Origin of the sequence: Janthinobacterium sp. DSP2-3-3 (genome assembly GCF_049897325.1) — a bacterium.
Taxonomy (GTDB): Bacteria; Pseudomonadota; Gammaproteobacteria; order Burkholderiales; family Burkholderiaceae_D; genus Janthinobacterium.
Genome location: NZ_JAFCWA010000013.1, coordinates 152,369 through 170,419 on the forward strand (window position 1 = coordinate 152,369; position 18,051 = coordinate 170,419).

General features: G+C 60.9%; 9 protein-coding genes. 6 read left to right on the plus strand and 3 right to left on the minus strand.

Annotated features, from left to right (window positions below; translation table 11 throughout):
- Positions 1–62 precede the first annotated feature (62 nt).
- The 4 genes from ACP7DE_RS23255 (at position 63) to aroG (ending at position 8,005) form a co-directional block, all read left to right on the plus strand.
- Complete coding sequence (locus tag ACP7DE_RS23255; RefSeq protein ID WP_426074304.1) at positions 63–4,256, plus strand: YhdP family protein; 4,194 nt, start codon at positions 63–65, stop codon at positions 4,254–4,256.
- A 46-nt stretch (positions 4,257–4,302) separates the two neighbouring features.
- Positions 4,303–5,100: a carbon-nitrogen hydrolase family protein gene (locus tag ACP7DE_RS23260; RefSeq protein WP_426074305.1), complete on the plus strand. Its 798-nt coding sequence runs from the start codon at positions 4,303–4,305 to the stop codon at positions 5,098–5,100.
- Positions 5,101–5,119: 19 nt separating this feature from the next.
- Positions 5,120–6,580: a metalloprotease TldD gene (gene tldD / locus ACP7DE_RS23265; RefSeq protein WP_426074306.1), complete on the plus strand. Its 1,461-nt coding sequence runs from the start codon at positions 5,120–5,122 to the stop codon at positions 6,578–6,580.
- 360 nt (positions 6,581–6,940) lie between these two features.
- A complete protein-coding gene (gene aroG, locus ACP7DE_RS23270) occupies positions 6,941–8,005 on the plus strand; it encodes a 3-deoxy-7-phosphoheptulonate synthase AroG (protein WP_426074335.1) in 1,065 nt (354 codons plus the stop codon).
- An 83-nt stretch (positions 8,006–8,088) separates the two neighbouring features.
- Here aroG and ACP7DE_RS23275 read toward each other — a convergent pair whose 3' ends face one another.
- From ACP7DE_RS23275 to ACP7DE_RS23285, 3 genes are all read right to left on the minus strand, one after another.
- Positions 8,089–10,935, minus strand: a complete 2,847-nt coding sequence (locus ACP7DE_RS23275; protein ID WP_426074307.1) for a TonB-dependent receptor — start codon at positions 10,933–10,935, stop codon at positions 8,089–8,091.
- A gap of 357 nt (positions 10,936–11,292) precedes the next feature.
- Positions 11,293–13,860: a TonB-dependent receptor gene (locus tag ACP7DE_RS23280; protein WP_426074336.1), complete on the minus strand. Its 2,568-nt coding sequence runs from the start codon at positions 13,858–13,860 to the stop codon at positions 11,293–11,295.
- On the minus strand, positions 13,743–14,681 hold the full coding sequence (locus ACP7DE_RS23285; RefSeq protein ID WP_426074308.1) for a hypothetical protein: 939 nt from the start codon (positions 14,679–14,681) through the stop codon (positions 13,743–13,745). The genes ACP7DE_RS23280 and ACP7DE_RS23285 overlap by 118 nt, the downstream gene beginning before the upstream one ends.
- 547 nt (positions 14,682–15,228) lie before the next feature.
- Between ACP7DE_RS23285 and ACP7DE_RS23290 the strand changes: the two genes are divergently transcribed.
- On the plus strand, positions 15,229–17,070 hold the full coding sequence (locus tag ACP7DE_RS23290; protein WP_426074309.1) for an ABC transporter substrate-binding protein: 1,842 nt from the start codon (positions 15,229–15,231) through the stop codon (positions 17,068–17,070).
- Between the two features lie 39 nt (positions 17,071–17,109).
- Entirely contained in the window at positions 17,110–18,048 is a 939-nt protein-coding gene (locus tag ACP7DE_RS23295) for an ABC transporter permease (RefSeq protein ID WP_034782513.1), read from the plus strand.
- The last annotated feature ends 3 nt before the right edge of the window (positions 18,049–18,051 follow it).

Consider the following 18,051-nt stretch of genomic DNA (forward strand, 5'->3'; position numbering starts at 1 on the left):
GCACCACGAATGCAGACGATTTTTGCCATTATTTGACGCCGGGCCAGTTTATTAGCTTATTGATGCAAAAACCGCCAGAAGCAAGCGTGACAGAACATGTGCCATTGGCCCTGCGCTGGCAGCGGCTGCGTGCCGCCTATCGCATGGCCAACCTGGCCACCCATCACGTGTTGGGTTTTACCATCAAACTGGTGCTGCTGGTGTATTTCGCCTTCGCCGTGCTGTTTTTATTCCTGCGTTACGCCATCTTGCCCAATATCGATTACTACAAGGGCGATATCGAGCGGGCGGCCAGCCGCGCGCTGGGCAACCCTGTCAGTATCGCGCGCATTTATGCCTCGTGGCATGGCGTGCGGCCGAATCTCTTCCTGGGCGACGTGAGCCTGCGCGACCAGGCGGGCCGCCAGGCGCTGAGCTTGCCGAGCGTCTCGGCCACCGTGTCGTGGTGGAGCGTGCTCGGTTCCGTGCGTTTCACTACCCTGGAAATCACGCGGCCCGACCTGGACGTGCGGCGCAGCAAGGATGGCAAACTGTATGTGGCCGGCGTGTTGATCGACAGCAGGCAAGGCAGCGATGGCAAGGGTGCCGACTGGCTGCTGTCGCAGCATGAGATCATCATTCGTGATGGCAAGGTGCGCTGGACGGATGAAGCGCGCGGCACACAAGAGCTGGCACTGGAAAAGGTCAACTTGCTGCTGCGCAACCGCTGGCGCAGCCACCGGCTGGGTTTGCAGGCTACGCCGCCCGCCAGCCTGGCTGCGCCCATCGATGTGCGCGCTCACTTCACGCACCCCCCTTTCAGCCAGCGCATCTCGGACGTGTCGATGTGGAAGGGCGAGTTGTACGCGGACTTGAAAAACGCCGACCTGGCCGCCTGGCGGCGCTACCTCGATTATCCGTTCGACTTGAGCCAGGGCAAGGGTGCCCTGCGCGCCTGGTTAAGCCTGGATCATGCACGCCTGGCCGGCTTCACGGCCGATGTGGGCTTGACGGAGGTGCAGGCGCAGCTGGGCGAGCATATCGCCCCGCTCGACTTGCTGTCGGTCAGCGGACGTATTTCTGCAAAGGAAGAGCTGTCGGCGCAGGTGCCGGACGGCAAGCCAACCTTTGGCGCGAATGGACACCAGGTGGAGTTGACGAATTTCGCGGTGGAAACACGCGATGGCCTCAGCCTGCCGCCCACGACCTTGTCCGAACGTTTTGTTGCCGCCACGAAGCGCAAGCCGGCGCGCACGGAAATCAAGGCCAAGTCCCTCGATTTGCACACCCTGGCCGCGCTGGCCGATAAGTTGCCGCTGGGCGAGCAGCAGCGCCAGCGCCTCGACGCCTTGGCGCCGCGCGGGCGTTTGCAGGATTTTTCAGCGCAATGGGAAGGCGACATGGCCACGCCCGCCAGCTACCGCCTGCGCGGCAAGCTCATCGATCTGGGCCTGAATGCGCAGCCGGCGCGCCTGGCCGTGGCGAAGACGGCGACCAGTGCCGCGCAGGCAGCTGCGCCGGCCATTCCCGGCTTCGACCACCTGACCGGCAGCATCGACGCCAACGACAAGGGCGGCAGCATCGCTATCGATGCGCAAGACCTGGTGCTGCAGTTTCCCACGTACTTGAGCGAACCGGCCTTGCCGTTCGAGCAATTCGCCATGCAGGCGCGCTGGACCTTTGAAGCGGACAATATGCTGCAAGTCGGGTTGGACAAGCTCGACTTCAATCAGCAAGGCTTGCGCGTCGCCTTGCAAGGCACGCACCGCCTGCCGCTCGATGGCAAGAACCTGGGCCAGGTGGATTTGACGGGCACGATCGACAATTTCCAGATCAACACCATCGGCCGCTATCTGCCGCTGCAAACACCCGAGCATCTGCGTCACTGGCTGACGGGCGCGCTGGAAGGCGGCGTGGCGCGTGACGTCAGCCTGCGCCTGCGCGGCGAACTCGAACATTTCCCCTTCAAGGCTGATACGCCCGCCCAGCGCAATCGCGGCGACTTCCGCGTGGCCGGCAAGATCGAGAATGGCTCCCTGAATTACGCGCCCGGCGAATTTGCGGAAAACGGTCCGCTGGCGGGCAAGGCACCCCGCTGGCCGCAGGCGGAAAAAATCAAGGGCAGTTTTGTCTTCGAGCGGGCGCGCATGGAAATTCGCGGCGACACGGCCACCACGGGCGGCGTGGCCTTGACGAATGTCAAAGCCGTGATCCCCGACCTGACCGTGTTCGACACCTTGCTCGACATTGAAGGCAATGCGGCCGGCCCGATGCAGGAATTCCTCAAGTACGTGACGGCCAGCCCCGTGCTGGGCTGGATCGAGCATTTCACGGATGAAACGACGGCGACGGGCAACGCCAAGCTGGCATTGAAGCTGCACCTGCCGATCGAGCGCATGCTGGAGTCGACCGTGCAGGGCAGCTTGCAATTGGCGGGCAATGACGTGGTGCTGTTCCACGACATGCCGCCCGTGCTGGGCACGCAGGGCAAGATCGAGTTCAACGAGAAGGGCGTCAATCTGAATGGCTTGAATGGTAGCCTGCTGGGCGGGCCATTGGCCATCTCGGGCGGCACGCAGGCGGACAATTCCATTCAGGTGAAACTGGCCGGCAACATGACCATCGATGGCTTGCGCAAGACATATCCGGCGCCCGTGATGCAGCGCCTGGCGAAACATTTGAATGGCGGCGCGCGCTATAGCGGCCTGATCACGGCGCGCGACCACCAGGTGGTGGTCAATGTCGAGTCGCCGCTGACGGGCCTGGGCCTGGATTTCCCCGCCCCCCTAAAAAAGCCGGCCGGCGACAGCTTGCCCGTAAAATTTACCCTGACGGGCAACGCGGCGAACGGCGCCGGCCTGCGCACGGACGATATCCGCATCGCGCTGGGTTCTGGTATCGCTGCCCGCTACCAGCGCCAAAAGCAGGGCAAGGACGCCTGGCGCCTGGTGCGCGGCGGCATCGGCGTGAACGTGCCGGCGCCGGAACCGGACAGCGGCATGATGCTCAACGTGAATATGAAAACGCTGGACGTGGATAGCTGGATCGCCGCCGGCAGCGAGATCGCCGGCAGCGCCACGGCCCCGGCCGATGCGGGCGGCAACGCCGACGATGCACCTGATATCGCGCATTATGTGGTGCCGGACATGATGGCGGCGCGCGCCAGTGAACTGATATTGGGTGAGCGCAAGCTGGAAAACGTGGTGGTGGGCGCCACGCATCAAAAGGATGTGTGGCAAGCCAATATTGACGCGAAACAAGTTTCGGGCTATGTGACGTGGCTGGAAACGCCATCCGGTCTGGGCAAGATGACGGCGCGCCTGTCGTCGCTGATCATTCCGGAGTCGGCCGCCAACGATGTGAAAAATTTGCTGGAAGGCAAAAACGGCGCCCAGTCGATTCCCTCGCTCGATATCATCGCCGAGCAATTTGAGCTGTTCAACAAGAAGATTGGCCGGCTGGAGTTGCAGGCCTATAACACCATGGCGGCGGGCGGGCGCGAGTGGCGCGTGGGCAAGCTGCAACTGTCGAATCCTGATGGCGCGCTGAGCGGCAATGGAAAATGGGTCATCAAGGATGGGCAAAGCACGACCAGCCTGCGTTTTGGCCTCGATATCGTCGATGCGGGAAAGTTGCTCGACCGCTTCGGCTTTGCCGACACGGTGCGTCGTGGCAAGGGGCGTCTGAGCGGCGACATCGCCTGGAATGGTTTGCCGTATTCGCTCGACATTCCCACCCTGTCGGGACAGATCGAGATGAACGTGGAAGCGGGACAGTTCCTCAAGCAGGATCCGGGCGCGGCCAAGCTGTTGGGCGTGCTCAGCCTGCAAGCCTTGCCCCGCTTGCTGAAACTCGATTTCCACGACGTGTTTTCCGAAGGCCTGGCCTTCGACGGCATCACGGCCAACGCCAGCATCAAGCGCGGCGTGGTGACCACCGACAACCTCAAGATGCACGGCGTGGCGGCCACCGTACTGATGGATGGCACGGCCGACATCGCCAATGAGACGACGAATTTGCACGTGGTGGTGATTCCGGAATTTAACCTGGGCACGGGGCCGCTCGTGTATGCGCTGGCCGTCAATCCCGTCATCGGCCTGGGCAGTTTCCTGGCGCAATTGTTCCTGCGTGCTCCCGTGATGAAGGCCCTCACTTACCACATGCAGATCGCCGGCCCATGGAAATCGCCCGTCGTAAGCAAGCTCAATGGTGGTAAATTGGAGCCTGTCGCCGTTCCCGCCGCTGCAGCGGCGGCGCAGGATGCTGTCGCTAAATAAATGCCGCACAGTAAGCTCGCAGTGCGCTTGAAGGGTTAGGTGAAGGATGCATACAGTCGCAGCAATACAAATGATTTCCTCGCCGTCCGTGCTAGACAACCTGGCCACGGCGCGGCGTTTGGTGGCGCAGGCCGCCGCCGGTGGCGCGCAGCTGGTGGTGCTGCCCGAATACTGGGCCATCATGGGCAAGCAGGAAACGGACAAGCTGGCCCATGCGGAACAGCCCGGCAGCGGACCGATCCAGGATGGCATGGCGCAGATGGCGCGCCAGCACGGTATTTGGCTGATCGGCGGCACCTTGCCCCTGATTTCCGGCGAGGAGGGGAAGGTCCTCAATACCACGCTGGTGTACGACCCGCAAGGCGAGCCGGCCGGCCGCTACGACAAGATCCACCTGTTCGGCTTTACGCGCGGCTCCGAGTCGTACAACGAATCGCGCACCATCGTGCCCGGTGCGCAAGTGCGCGCGATCGAGACGCCGTTCGGCCGGGTCGGCCTGTCCATCTGCTATGACCTGCGCTTTCCCGAACTGTACCGCGCCATGGGCGATTGCGCGCTGATCGTCGTGCCGGCTGCGTTTACCCATACGACGGGCAGCGCCCACTGGGAAGTGCTGCTACGCGCGCGCGCCATCGAAAACCAGTGCTATGTGCTGGCCTCGGCGCAGGGCGGCTTGCATCCGAACGGCCGGCGTACCTGGGGCCACAGCATGCTGATCGACCCGTGGGGCGAAGTGAAAGCCGTGTTGCCCGAAGGCGAGGGCGTGGTGAGCGGCGAGATCGACCTGGTGTTTTTGGCTGGCGTGCGCGAGTCCTTGCCAGCGCTTGCGCACCGCACCATGTAAATTGAAAGAATAGAGAGCCATGATCCCATTTGAACCCAATCTGTCCAGCCTGGCCGTGGCGCGCGAACTTCTGCTCACGCCGTTCGGCCTGGACGAAGACAAGCTGCTGAAAGCCCTGGGCACGATGTTTACGCACAAGGTCGATTATGCCGACCTGTATTTCCAGTCGACCAAGAGCGAAGGCTGGAGCCTGGAAGAAGGCATCGTCAAGACGGGCAGCTTTTCCATCGACCAGGGCGTGGGCGTGCGCGCCGTGTCCGGCGACAAGACGGCCTTTGCATATTCCGACGAGATTTCCGAGCGGGCCCTGCTGGAAGCGGCAGCGGCCACGCGCACCATCGCGCGCGCGGGGACCGGTAAAATCAAGATCGCGGGCCACATGCTGGCGCAGGGTGGACGCTCGCTGTACTTGCCCAACGACCCGCTCGCCTCGCTGGACGCCACGGCCAAGGTGCAACTGCTTGAGCGCGTGGAAAAGATGGCGCGGGCGAAAGATCCTCGCGTGGTGCAGGTGATGGCGGGCCTGGCCGGCGAGTACGACGTGGTGCTGGTGCTGCGCAGCGACGGCGTGCTGGCGGCCGATATCCGCCCGCTGGTGCGCGTCTCGCTCACCGTGATCGCGGAACAGCATGGCCGCCGCGAAACGGGTTCGGCCGGCGGCGGCGGGCGTTTCAGCTATGACTATTTCAGTGATGCCGTGCTGGAACAATACGCGGCAGACGCCGTCAATTCGGCCCTGGTGAACCTGGAAGCGCGCCCGGCGCCCGCCGGTCCCATGACCATCGTGCTGGGACCGGGCTGGCCCGGCATCCTGTTGCACGAGGCCATCGGCCATGGCCTGGAAGGCGATTTCAACCGCAAGGGCTCGTCCGCGTTTTCCGGGCGCATTGGCGAACGGGTGGCTGCCAAGGGCGTCACGGTGGTCGATGACGGCACGCTGGCTGGCCGGCGCGGCTCCCTGAATATCGACGACGAGGGCAACCCGACGCAGTGCACCACCCTGATCGAGGACGGCATCCTGAAGGGGTACATCCAGGACACCATGAATGCGCGCCTGATGAAGATGCCCGTGACGGGCAATGCGCGCCGTGAATCGTTCGCCCACCTGCCCATGCCGCGCATGACGAACACGTATATGCTGGGCGGCGACCGGGACCCGGGCGAAATCCTCGCTTCCGTCAAAAACGGTCTGTACGCCGTCAACTTCGGCGGCGGCCAGGTCGATATTACGAATGGCAAGTTCGTCTTCTCGGCCAGCGAAGCGTACATGATCGAAAACGGCAAGCTCAGCTACCCGGTCAAAGGGGCGACCCTGATCGGCAACGGCCCGGACGTGCTCAACCGCGTTTCCATGATCGGCAACGACCTGCGCCTGGACTCGGGCGTGGGCGTGTGCGGCAAGGAGGGGCAAAGCGTGCCCGTGGGCGTAGGGCAGCCAACCTTGCGCCTGGATGGCATCACCGTCGGCGGCACGGCTTAGTTGCCGGCCACAGCGTTGCTAGCCAGCCGATGCGCATCGATAGCGCGCAACTTTTTATGCTTTTTTACGTATTTTGCAGTGCAAAATGGCGGCGGCATGCGGCTTTGCCGACAAATAGGCTTGCCAACCCTTGCAATTTAGGTTTATAGTCGTTCATCACTTACGGATGACTCGCATGTTCGCTCGCCACTTTTTTACCGCTTATTTTTACTTTAGCAATTCCAACCCAAAGGCGGTGGAGTAGCGGTCGGTTCACGTAGCAGCAAAAAACGAGATCCCAGCAAATTCTAAAAAACCGCCACTGATGGCGGTTTTTTTTTACCCAGATGTTTTACCCTTCCTTAAATTTTGGAGAAAATGATGCCCCGCACCGATGATTTGCGCATTCGCGAAATGAAGGAATTGACCCCGCCGTCCCACCTGATCCGCGAATTCGCCTGCTCGGAGCAAGCCGAACAGACCGCTGCCAGCGCCCGCATCGCCCTGCACCGTATCCTGCACGGCCAGGACGACCGCCTGATGGTGGTGATCGGGCCTTGCTCCATCCACGATACCAAGGCGGCGATGGAATATGCGCGCCTGCTGGTCAAGGAGCGCGCGCGTTTTGCCGGTGAACTGGAAATCGTCATGCGCGTCTACTTCGAGAAGCCGCGCACCACGGTCGGCTGGAAGGGGCTGATCAACGACCCGTACATGGACAACAGCTTCCGCATCAATGACGGCTTGCGCATGGCGCGCGAACTGTTGCGCAATATCAATGAGCTGGGCTTGCCGGCCGGCACCGAATTCCTCGACGTCATCAGCCCGCAATACATCGCCGACCTGATCAGCTGGGGCGCCATCGGCGCGCGCACCACGGAGTCGCAGGTGCACCGCGAGCTGGCGTCGGGACTGTCCTGTCCGGTCGGCTTCAAGAATGGCACGGATGGCAATGTGAAAATCGCCGTGGAAGCCATCAAGGCCGCCTCGCAGCCGCACCATTTTCTTTCCGTCACGAAGGGCGGCCACTCGGCCATCGTCTCGACCAACGGCAACGAAGATTGTCACATCATCTTGCGCGGCGGCAAGGCGCCCAACTATGACGCGGCCAGCGTGGACGACGCTTGCAAGGCCATCGCCGCGCAAGGCCTGGCGGCGCGCCTGATGATCGACGCTTCGCATGCGAACAGCTCGAAAAAACCGGAAAACCAGATCCCCGTGTGCGCCGACATCGCCAGCCAGGTGGCAGGCGGCGATGGCCGCATCGTTGGCGTGATGGTGGAATCGCACCTGGTGGCGGGGCGCCAGGATTTGATCCCGGGCAAGGACTTGATCTATGGCCAATCCGTCACGGATGGCTGCATCGACTGGAGCGCCAGCGTGGCCGTGCTGGAAAACCTGGCCGCGGCCGTCAAGCTGCGCCGCCTGCAGGGTGACGCGGAATAAGGTGGCGCGCAGCATGAAAAAAAGCCCGGAAAGCTAAGCTTTCCGGGCTTTTCAGTTTTTAGCCAGGAGCAGATGCAATCAGCTTAGAACTTGTAGGAACCGCTCAGGTAGAACTGGCGGCCCAGGGCACTCGAGTACGATGGGTTGTAGCCCACTTGATGCGAACCCGTGTTACGCAGGGTGAACGGCGGATTGCGGTCGAACAGGTTCAGGATGCCGCCCGTGATTTCCACGTTCTTCATCGGACGGTAAGCCGTCTGGAAGTCGAAGGTGGTGTAGCTTGGCACTTCCAGCTGGATGCCATAGCATTCGCCAGGGCTGCCGGCGACGATCACGGCGCAATCGTCGACCGTCTGTTCCTTGTCCGTGTAGCCATTGCGGTAGCTGGCGCTCAGCGTATGCGTGAACTTGGCCGTCTCATACGAGGTGGTGGCGCGGATGATGTTGCGGAAGCTGACCTTGTCGTTCGAACCGTAGCGATTCAGGCTGGTTTCCCATTGATCATCGGTGCCTGGCGTCGTGTAGCGCGAGCGCAGCAGGTAGGTACCCATCAGGCGGCTCGTCAGGCGGCCGTCCAGCAGCTTCATCTTGTGGGTGAAGTCGTAGTCGATACCGCGGTTTTCCACCTTGCCGATGTTAATCGGCAGCAGTTTGATGGCCAGTACGTCGAGGCCCGTCGAGCTGATGTGCTTGGTGGTGAACAGGTTGGCATACTTGGCCGGATTGTTGAAGATCAAGCCTTCCGAGACCGCCGTCACCTGGTCGCGGATTTCCACGTTCCACAGGTCGAACGACATCGACAGGCTGTCGATTGGCTCGAACACGGTACCGATACTCCATTGCTTCGACGTTTCCGGCTTCAGATCAGGATTACCGCCCTGGAAGGCTTCAAATTGCTGGCGTACAACGCCACTGCAGTAGCCGGCCAGCGGGTGGCCGCCCATGCCGTTCGCTGCCGTCAACGGGCATTGGTAGTTACCACCGGTGACGCCCCAGTCTTCCAGCGGGCCGGCGATTTCCTGCATGCTGGCGGCGCGGAAGCCGGTGCCGGCAGCGGCGCGGAACATCAGGCTCTTGGTCGCGGAATACTTGCCGCTGACCTTCCAGGTAGTGGCGTTTTCCTTCTTGCCTATCGTCTTGCCCGTCAACTTGTCATCGATGGCGCCGATCTGGTCATAACGCAGCGAGCCCGTCATTTCCAGTTTCTTCGAAATCGGCAGCATCAGCTCGGCGTATGCGCCCGCGTTGTCGCGTGCGTATTCGCTGTCGACTTGTTGATTGTCAAACAGGATTTGCGCCTGCTTGGCGACGTCTGCCTGTTGCATCTTGAACGAGGTGTTGCGGTAGTCGGCACCCACGCCCAGCATGGCGGAGCCGCCCGGCAGCGAGAACACAGGGCGCGAAGCGCGGCCGTCGATGCCCTTCATTTCTACCGTTTGCGTGTTGTAGGTGCCGCTGAAGCCCGTGCCCAGCAGTGCCTGGCGCATGGCGTCCGGCATGGCGCCCACAGGGTAGGCGAACGGGTCGATATTGCCGGCGTCGATCTGGGCGTTGAACTTGTCAGCCAGCGGGAAGCCGCTGACGTAGTCCTGCGTTTGCTTGTTCTTCGAATACGTCACGGCCGTGTTGATATCCCAGCCGAATGCATTGCCGTCGACACCAGCAACGATATGCGTGGCCTTGGTACCATAGTCGTAGGTGCGGTTGCCCATTTCGGACAGGCGGTATTTGGCGACACCGCTCACGGCATTGGCCAGTTGCGTCGGGGTCAACTGCGAGGCGAGGTACTTGCTGAACAGTGGCGAATTCGGGGAAATGGAGAAATCGGCCGGGTACGGCGCGATGCTGGCCTTGATGCTCGCCTCGGTGTAGGCGAAGTCATAGAAGCCCTGCCAGCCGGTCTTACCCAGCTTGACGGTGCCCGAGCTGAACAGCGAGTCGCGCTTCGATTCCGGATTGATTTCAATGGTCGACGGCGAGTCGAAATAGCAGTTGCCGTCGCCGTAGAAGTCCATATTGCTAGGCGCGCACTTGCCGCCATGGGCCAGCGCATACGGATTGGCCAGGTTGACGCTGTCGACAAACGGTTTTTTGGTTTCTGGATTGATCACCACATTACCGTTCGCATCGGTACGGTTGTAGTTGACGCTGGCATTGCCCGGTGCCGAGCGCGAGGAACCGTTGATGAATTGCAGCGCTTTGCCGGTCTTCGGATCGTTGAAATTGATGATGCCGCTTTTCGCGAAGCTGCGCTGCGATGCTTTCAGCGATTTTTGTTCGTCATGGCTGGCCGACACGAAGATGCTGTAGCCGTCTTCGTCGATGTCGCCGAAGCCCTTGCTGATCGAAATCGAGTTGCTGGCGCCGCCTTTTTCTTCAGGACGCGAGTACTTGGCATTGATTTCCAGCGGCGATGCGCCTTTTTTCAGGATGAAGTTGACCACGCCGGCGATGGCGTCGGCGCCATACAGGGCCGAGGCGCCGTCCGTCAGGACTTCCACGCGCTCGATGGCCGACAGGGGAATCGAGTTCAGGTCGATGGTGGTGCCGGAATTGGACGGCGCCACGCGGCGGCCGTTGAGCAGCACCAGTGTGTAGGCCGCACCGATATCGTGGATCGAGGCCGTGGTGACGCCGCCGCCGCCGCCGCCAACCGAATCGGCGGCCACGGAGAAGCCCTGCATCGCAGGAATTTGCTGGATGAAATCGGTCACCGTGGTGACGCCCGTTTTCTTGATGTCTTTCTGGTTGAATGACTGCACCGGCAGCGACGCTTCGGAAGCGATGCGCTTGATGCTCGAACCCGTGACTTCCACGCGTTGCATGGTGCCATCTGTTGTTTCTTGTGCATACGCGGCGTGCATGCTCAGGGCCATGCCGCCTGCAAACATCAGGCGCAGCGACCGCGATATTACATTTTCTATCATCATCTGAAATTCCTTGTTATTGTGATAAAGGCGGCAATTATTTTGAAATAACTTGTTGCTTACCAACAATTTATTTGCCTTTTTGAAAATCCACCAATGAAAATTCTGTAAATTTTCACGGCCCCCATCAAAACATTCACGATTCAGATTGTCAATTTCGCGCGGACTTTTTGGATGAAATGCAACATTTTCCTGTTTTTTTCATAATCCTTCAGTAATAAAGTATCGTGAGCCCTTGTCAGATGTGCTCAGATGCGTAAAATAAAACGGCGCACAGCATAGCTGCTGGCGCCGTCTCTGGTGCTGCTGGCAAACGCTGGTTGACGCTGCCCTGTTCATCTCTGTTTCAGCCAATCTCCCTTAAAACGTATAGCTGCCACGCAAGTAGTAGGCGCGCCCGAGCGGGTCCGTGTAGCGCGGGTCATAGCCTTTCTGGAACAGGGTGCCCTGGTTCGAGAACGGCGGTTCCTTGTCCAGCAGGTTTTTCACGCCGGCCGTTAGCAGCAAGCCTTTCCACGCATAGCTGCCCGACACGCCAAGCAGGCTGTAGGACGGCACATCGTGGCGGTATTGCGGATCGACTTGGTTCTGGTCCGTGTAGCCGGACTTGAACGATTGCGACAGGGTGGCGCCCCAGTTGCCCATGCGCCAGTTCAACGCCGCCGTATGTTTCCAGCGGAACACGGGATTGTTGTCCGCATAGCGGCCCACGTTGGCGATGAATTCGCCGCCGCGCTCGTTCTGGTAGTCATACTTGTGGGTCCAGGTGCCGTCCACCGACACGCTGAAATCGCCGTAGGCGCCGCGCCCCAGGCGGGCATTCAGGCTGACGTCGATGCCGTCGGTTTTCACTTCGCCGAGGTTGTCGTTCAGGTCGAGAATGGCGAAAGGCGAGCCGTCGGGATTGCGCAGGAACAAGGCCTTGTATTTTTCGTAGTTGCCGTAGATCGATTGCTCGGGCAGGGACGAAATCTTGTTCTTCAGGTGAATGTTCCAGTAATCGATGGCCACCGTCACTTCCTTGACGGGTTCGAGCACCAGGCCGAAAGCGAAGGTGGTGGATTTTTCCGGTTTCAGCTTTTCATTTCCGCCTTGCAGCTTGAATTGTTGCAAGTCGCAATCGCGCAGGGGGTTGGCGCCCGGCTGCGGCACGCCGCCCGGGCACAGAATGGGGTCGTCGTAGGAATCGTTGGTATCGTTCTTCGACGGCGGCGCATTCTTTTCAAACAGGGTGGGAGCGCGGAAGCCCGTGCTGGCCGAACCGCGCAGTACCAGCGCGCTGCTGGCCTGGTAGCGCAGGGCCAGCTTGGGATTGGTGGTGCTGCCCACATCGCTGTAATGGTCGAAACGGGCGGCCAGCTGTACTTCCAGGTCCTTGATCAGCGGCAAGTTGACTTCGCCAAAGACGGCCTGGATGGTGCGTGAGCCGCTCTTCGATAGCGAGCCGGACAAGCCGGAACTGGCAGCCTGGCTGGCGATATCGCGGTTGACGTTGAATTCTGCCTTTTCGCGCCGCAGTTCGCCGCCCAGCGCGATGGCCAGCGGGCCGCCGGCCAGCTGCATCAGTTCGCGGCTGCCCTTGATGTCGAAGCCCGTCGTGGTGACTTTGGCGTTCTGCACTTCGCCGCGCAGGGCGGTGCTGTCGAGGTAGGCCTTGCCGGCCGTGTCCTGCATGCCAAAAGGATTCAGGATACCGTTCAGCACGCCGGCAGCAAACGACGCATCCTGCACATAGCCACCCGTAAATTTCTCGGATGACTTGCTGATGGCGTGGCTCAGGCCCGTCTTGTAGTCCCAGCCCGCCAGTTCACCCTCCAGTGCCAGCACCAGGCGGTCCGCCTTGCCGTCCGAATCGATCTGCCGCTGGCCCGCTTCCACTGGGCGCCAGTTGACGCTCAGCGGCTGCCCCGACAAGCCTGGCTGGGCCGGCACGCCGCCCGCATTGCCTGGGTAGTATTTGCTGCTAATGGGCAAGATCAAGCCCGTTTGCGGCGGTGGCGCCGTGCGCGCCTTGACCTTGTTTTCCGAATGCAGGTATTCCACGGTGGCCAGGTGCCCGCCGCCCAGCTTGAAGGCGCCCTTGCCGAAGAAGGCCACCTGCTCCTGCGCCGGCAGGTCGTCGATCTGCCGCGTGTAGTCTTGGCGGCAGGTGCCGTTGGCAGCCGCCACGGACAGGGGCGGATTGCAGCCCGTGGCCGCATACGGATTGCCTGCCAGGCCCTTGCCGCCGTTGGCCGCCGCATCGAAGTAGTTGCCGGGGAAGGTGGTGCCGCTGGTGAGCGACAGGCCCCGCTCGGGAATGATGCCGGTCTTGGAGAAATCGCGGTCTTGCGAGGTCAGCACATTTTGCTTGTGGTAATCGACCACGCCGAAAATATTGTAGCCATCGGTGTCGAGCTTGCCGAAGCCCGTCGACAGGTTGATGCGGTGCTCGCCGCCGCCCTTGTGTTCGGGCGCGACGACCTCGGCGGTGATGTTGGTGACATTCACTGAGCGCTTCGTGATGAAGTTGATGACGCCGCCGATGGCGTCCGTGCCATAGATAGCCGAGGCGCCGTCGCGCAGCACTTCGACGCGCTCCAGCGCGGCGATGGGGATGATGTTCAGGTCGACGCTGGCGCCGTCATACGGATGGTTGGCGATGCGCCGGCCATTGAGCAGCACCAGGGTCTTGTCGCCACCCAGGCCGCGCAAGTCGGCGCTGGCCTGGCCGCCCGTGGGCAAGCCGCTGGTATTGCCGCCGACGGCATTGCCGCTGCCCATGCTGGAAGAATTCGAGGGTATCTTGCTCAGCACTTCCTGGGCCGTGGTCAGGCCCTGTTTGGCAAAATCCTCGGCCTTGAAGATGGACAGCGGCGTGGCCGTTTCCGAGACGAGGCACCCGACAGTTCCACCGTTTTGAAGACGGGTGCCAGCACTTCCATGAATACGGCCGAGACCTTGCTGTCGCCCTTGGCGGCGACATAGCTGGAGTTGATGGAACCGTTTTCCGTGCCCGACAACGATGGGTTGTCGAGCTTGTCGCGGCGGTGTTCTGCCCCCACGGCCAGGCCCATGGCGCCACCAGGCAGCTGCATCAGTTCGCGCGAGGCCTTGAAGTCGATGATGTCGAGCTTGGTTGTGGAGTCGGAGGTGGCGTTGGTCACCATGGCCGCATACAACGAGGCGGGATTCTTGCCCGCCTGCGCACCGATGTAGTAGGGCAAATACTTGCTGCTCGGACTGGAATCGCCCAGGGCCGCCTTGACGACGGCCATGTTCAGCATGTTGCTGTAATCGAGGTGCAGCTTCGATTCCGAATGGGTATAGCCGGCATCGTAGTCCCAACCCATAGCGTTGCCCTTGACACCGAGCACGATGCGGTTGAACTCATTGTTGGCCTGGCGCGTGCTGGCGCCGACGTCGAAAGCCTGGTAGCGCACGCGCACCGGCACGCCGTACGGATTTTGCGGATGGTTGGCGGCCAGCACAATGGTGGTGCCGGCGCCGGAGCCGTAGTTGACGACGCCAGTCGGGCTGGTGGCATTCGGCGGGAAGGCGATGGTCGGCGTGACCGATGGCGGTATCAGGGTGAAGGCCGTATCGCGCTTCGAGTAGCCCGCTTCCGCGTACACCTGAGTGTCAGCATTGACTTGCCAGGTGCCGCGCGTGTACAGGTTGACCGATTCGATCTTCGGCTGCATCGAGCGGAACTGGTCGTGGTGCCACAGGCAGCCACCCTTCGGATCTTGCGGCGAAGACACGGACAAGGTAGAGCAGCCGGGCAGGGAGACATAGTTGTGGGCTGAACGGCATACTGTGCGTTGCCGTGCTTGATAAGACCACTTGCCGAGAAACCTTGTCAACGCGCAAATGTGACATTTCGGGATGGAAACAACAGTGTTTTTGATAATGTTCGAATATTTCAATATTGGCAATTATTTAAATATTGCGGTGCGCTAAGCGTTTTCCGCTCGACAATAAAAAGTGCGCTCATTCACGGATGTAAGGGTTTCTACTAATGCGCTTTTGCGCCGCATTGTCCAGGCGATGTTGCGGTGCGGAAGATTTCTCCCGTGACGCGGCTGGTTGTTGCCGCGCACGCCAGAAGTACCGCAGCTTTTCGCCCGGCATGCAAAATATGCGTTATCGTTACGCGTTTTCCAGCTCGTCAAACCACCGACGCGGCTGGCTGCTAACAAGGCATAGATCTTGCGAGGATGGACTGGTTTTGGCGGTGGAATCCTGTATCCCAGGGGGAAACCAGTACAAGCGCACCAATACGGTGCGACAGATAATCGAGATGAAGGGTATTACATGAAGTCACCATGGATGCGGCGCGTGGCGCTGCTCGCCTGTCTGGCCACCCTGCCGCTGGCGGCCACTGCCGTTGCTGCGGATGCCGCCCCTGCGGCCGCGCCGGTGAAAACCTTGCGCTATATCTTGCCGGCCGCCGAGACGGGTTTCGATCCGGCTACCTCGCGCGACCTGTATTCGAACCACATCACGCAGGCCGTCTTCGACACGCTGTACACCTACGATTACCTGGCGCGCCCCGTCAAGGTGGTGCCCGGAGCTGCGGCCGCCATGCCGGAAGTGTCGGCCGACGGCAAGACCTACACCATCCGCCTGAAAAAAGGCATACTGTTTACGCCCGATGCCGCGTTCGGCGGCAAGCGCCGCGAACTGACGATGGCCGATTACGTCTATTCGTGGAAGCGCTTGTTCGACCCACGCCTGGCTTCGCCGCACAATTGGCTGTTCGAAGGCAAGGTGGTCGGGCTGGACGACCTGGCGAAGGAAGCGGCCAAGTCGAACAAGCTCGATTTCAACAAGAAGGTGGCCGGTCTGGAAATCCTCGACCCGTACACCTTGCGCATCACGTTGACCAAGACCGATTTCAATTTCCCCATGATCCTTGCCTACGTGCCGACGGCCGCCGTGGCGCGCGAAGTGGTGGACAAATACGGCGATGTGAAGGGCGAAGTGGGCTCGAATCCCATTGGCACCGGCTATTACACCTTGGGGGAATGGACGCGCGGCAACCGCATCGTCCTGAATCGCAACCCGCAGCATTTACCGGAAACGTGGAATTTCATGGCCGGCGACGACCCGGACGACCAGCGCATCGTGCGCCAGATGCAGGGTAAACGCATTCCCGCCATCGACCGCATCGAAATTTCCGTGATGATCGAAGATCAGTCGCGCTGGCTGTCTTTCCAGAGCGGCGGCACGGATGTGTTCTGGCTCGACGGCCCACTGGCGCCGAAGGCATTGCTGAACGGCAAGCTGCGTCCCGAGCTGGCGGAGAAGGGCGTGCAACTGTCGCGCCTGCTGGACCCGGAAATCAGCTATTACTACTGGAATATGGAAGATCCCACCCTGGGCGGCTTCAGCAAGGAAAAGATTGCCCTGCGCCGCGCGATTGCCATGGCGCACAATATCGATGAAGAAATCCGCATCATCTGGAATGGCCAGGCCAAGCGCCTCGACTATCCGATACCGCCGGGCGTGGTCGGCTACGACCCGCACTACAAGAGCCTGCTGCAATACGATCCTGTGCTGGCCAATAAACTGCTGGATAAATTCGGCTACAAGAAGGGCGCCGATGGCTGGCGTACCCTGCCTGACGGCAAGCCGCTACTGATCCGCTACGCTTCGCGCAACGAAGCGAACGGCGTGCTGCAAGCGGAAATGTGGCGCAAGACGTACAACTCGCTGGGCATCCGCATGGAAAACGACCGCATGATTTTTTCCGATATTTTAAAAACGGAAAAGCAGTGCAAGATGCAGACGCGCACGGCGCCGTGGCTGGCCGACTATCCGGACGGCGACAACTTCATGCAGCTGTTCTACGGCCCGAACACGCATCAGAACAACAATGGCTGCTACCAGGACCCCGAGTACGATAAATGGTACGCGGCCAGCCAGGCCATGCCGGCCAGCCCCGAGCGCGATGAGCTGTTCCACAAGATGGCGCGCCGCCTGGAAGTCAATGCGGGCGCCCTGATCGGCTATGCGCGCTACCGCAACATGCTGGCGCAAAAGTCGGTGCAAGGCTACAAGAAGCACCCGATCCTGTTCCAGGAGTGGGCGTACATGGATATCGACAGCACCGGCACGCCAGTGGCGCCTGCTGCTGACTCGGCTAAGAAATAAGCGCAGCGCTTATAACAACATATACAACAAGGAATCATTATGTTTGCTTATATCCTGCGCCGCTTGTGGCAGATGCTGCCCACCATGCTGGGTGTCGTCCTGTTGGTGTTTATTCTGTTCAACTGGGTGGGCGGCGATCCCGCCTACATCCTGGCCGGCAAGATGTCGAGTGCGGAAAGCATTGCCAACATCCGCCGCCAGCTCGGTGTCGACCAGCCGTACTACGTGCAACTGTGGATCTTCATCAAGCAGATCGTCACCTTTGACTTCGGCCAGAGCTGGGCGACGGGGGAATCCGTGTCGCACATCATCACTTCGCGCCTGGGGCCGTCGATGATGGTGCTGATCCCGCTGACCGTGCTGGAAACGTTTTTTGGCGTAGCGCTGGCGCTGGCCATCGCCTTCGTGCGAGGCTCGCTGACGGACCGCGCCGTCATGATCGCCTGCACGGTGGGCATGTCGATTTCCATCCTCGTCTACATCATCGTCTTCCAGTATGGCTTTGCCTACAAGCTGGGCCTGTTCCCCGTGCAAGGCTGGGGCGACAGCTTCTGGGAAAACCTGCTGCGCTATTCGACCCTGCCGATTTTGATCGGCCTTGCCGTGTCGATCGCACCGACCCTGCGCCTGTTCCGCACCTTCGTGCTGGACGAGGCGAACCAGGATTACGTGCGCACCGCGCGCGCCAAGGGCTTGAAGGAAGGCCGCATCATGTGGGTCCACGTGCTGCGCAACGCCGGCATTCCCATCATTACCTATGTGATGTCGAACTTGCCGGCCCTGCTGATCGGCGCTTTCCTGCTGGAACGCTTTTTCGGCATCCCCGGCATCGGGCGCGAAGTGATTTTGGCCGTCGAGCGTAGCGACTTTCCGGTGATCAAGGCGATCACCGTGTATGTCGCCGCCGCCACCATGCTCTTCAACCTGCTCACCGACCTGCTGTACCAGGCGGTCGATCCTCGCGTTCAACTGAAGTAGAAA

Coding starts and splice junctions, on each gene's coding strand:
- ACP7DE_RS23255 (WP_426074304.1), top strand. CDS start 63: ATGCAAAAACCGCCAGAAGCAAGCGTGACAGAACATGTGCCATTGGCC.
- ACP7DE_RS23260 (WP_426074305.1), top strand. CDS start 4,303: ATGCATACAGTCGCAGCAATACAAATGATTTCCTCGCCGTCCGTGCTA.
- tldD (WP_426074306.1), top strand. CDS start 5,120: ATGATCCCATTTGAACCCAATCTGTCCAGCCTGGCCGTGGCGCGCGAA.
- aroG (WP_426074335.1), top strand. CDS start 6,941: ATGCCCCGCACCGATGATTTGCGCATTCGCGAAATGAAGGAATTGACC.
- ACP7DE_RS23275 (WP_426074307.1), bottom strand. CDS start 10,935: ATGATGATAGAAAATGTAATATCGCGGTCGCTGCGCCTGATGTTTGCA.
- ACP7DE_RS23290 (WP_426074309.1), top strand. CDS start 15,229: ATGAAGTCACCATGGATGCGGCGCGTGGCGCTGCTCGCCTGTCTGGCC.
- ACP7DE_RS23295 (WP_034782513.1), top strand. CDS start 17,110: ATGTTTGCTTATATCCTGCGCCGCTTGTGGCAGATGCTGCCCACCATG.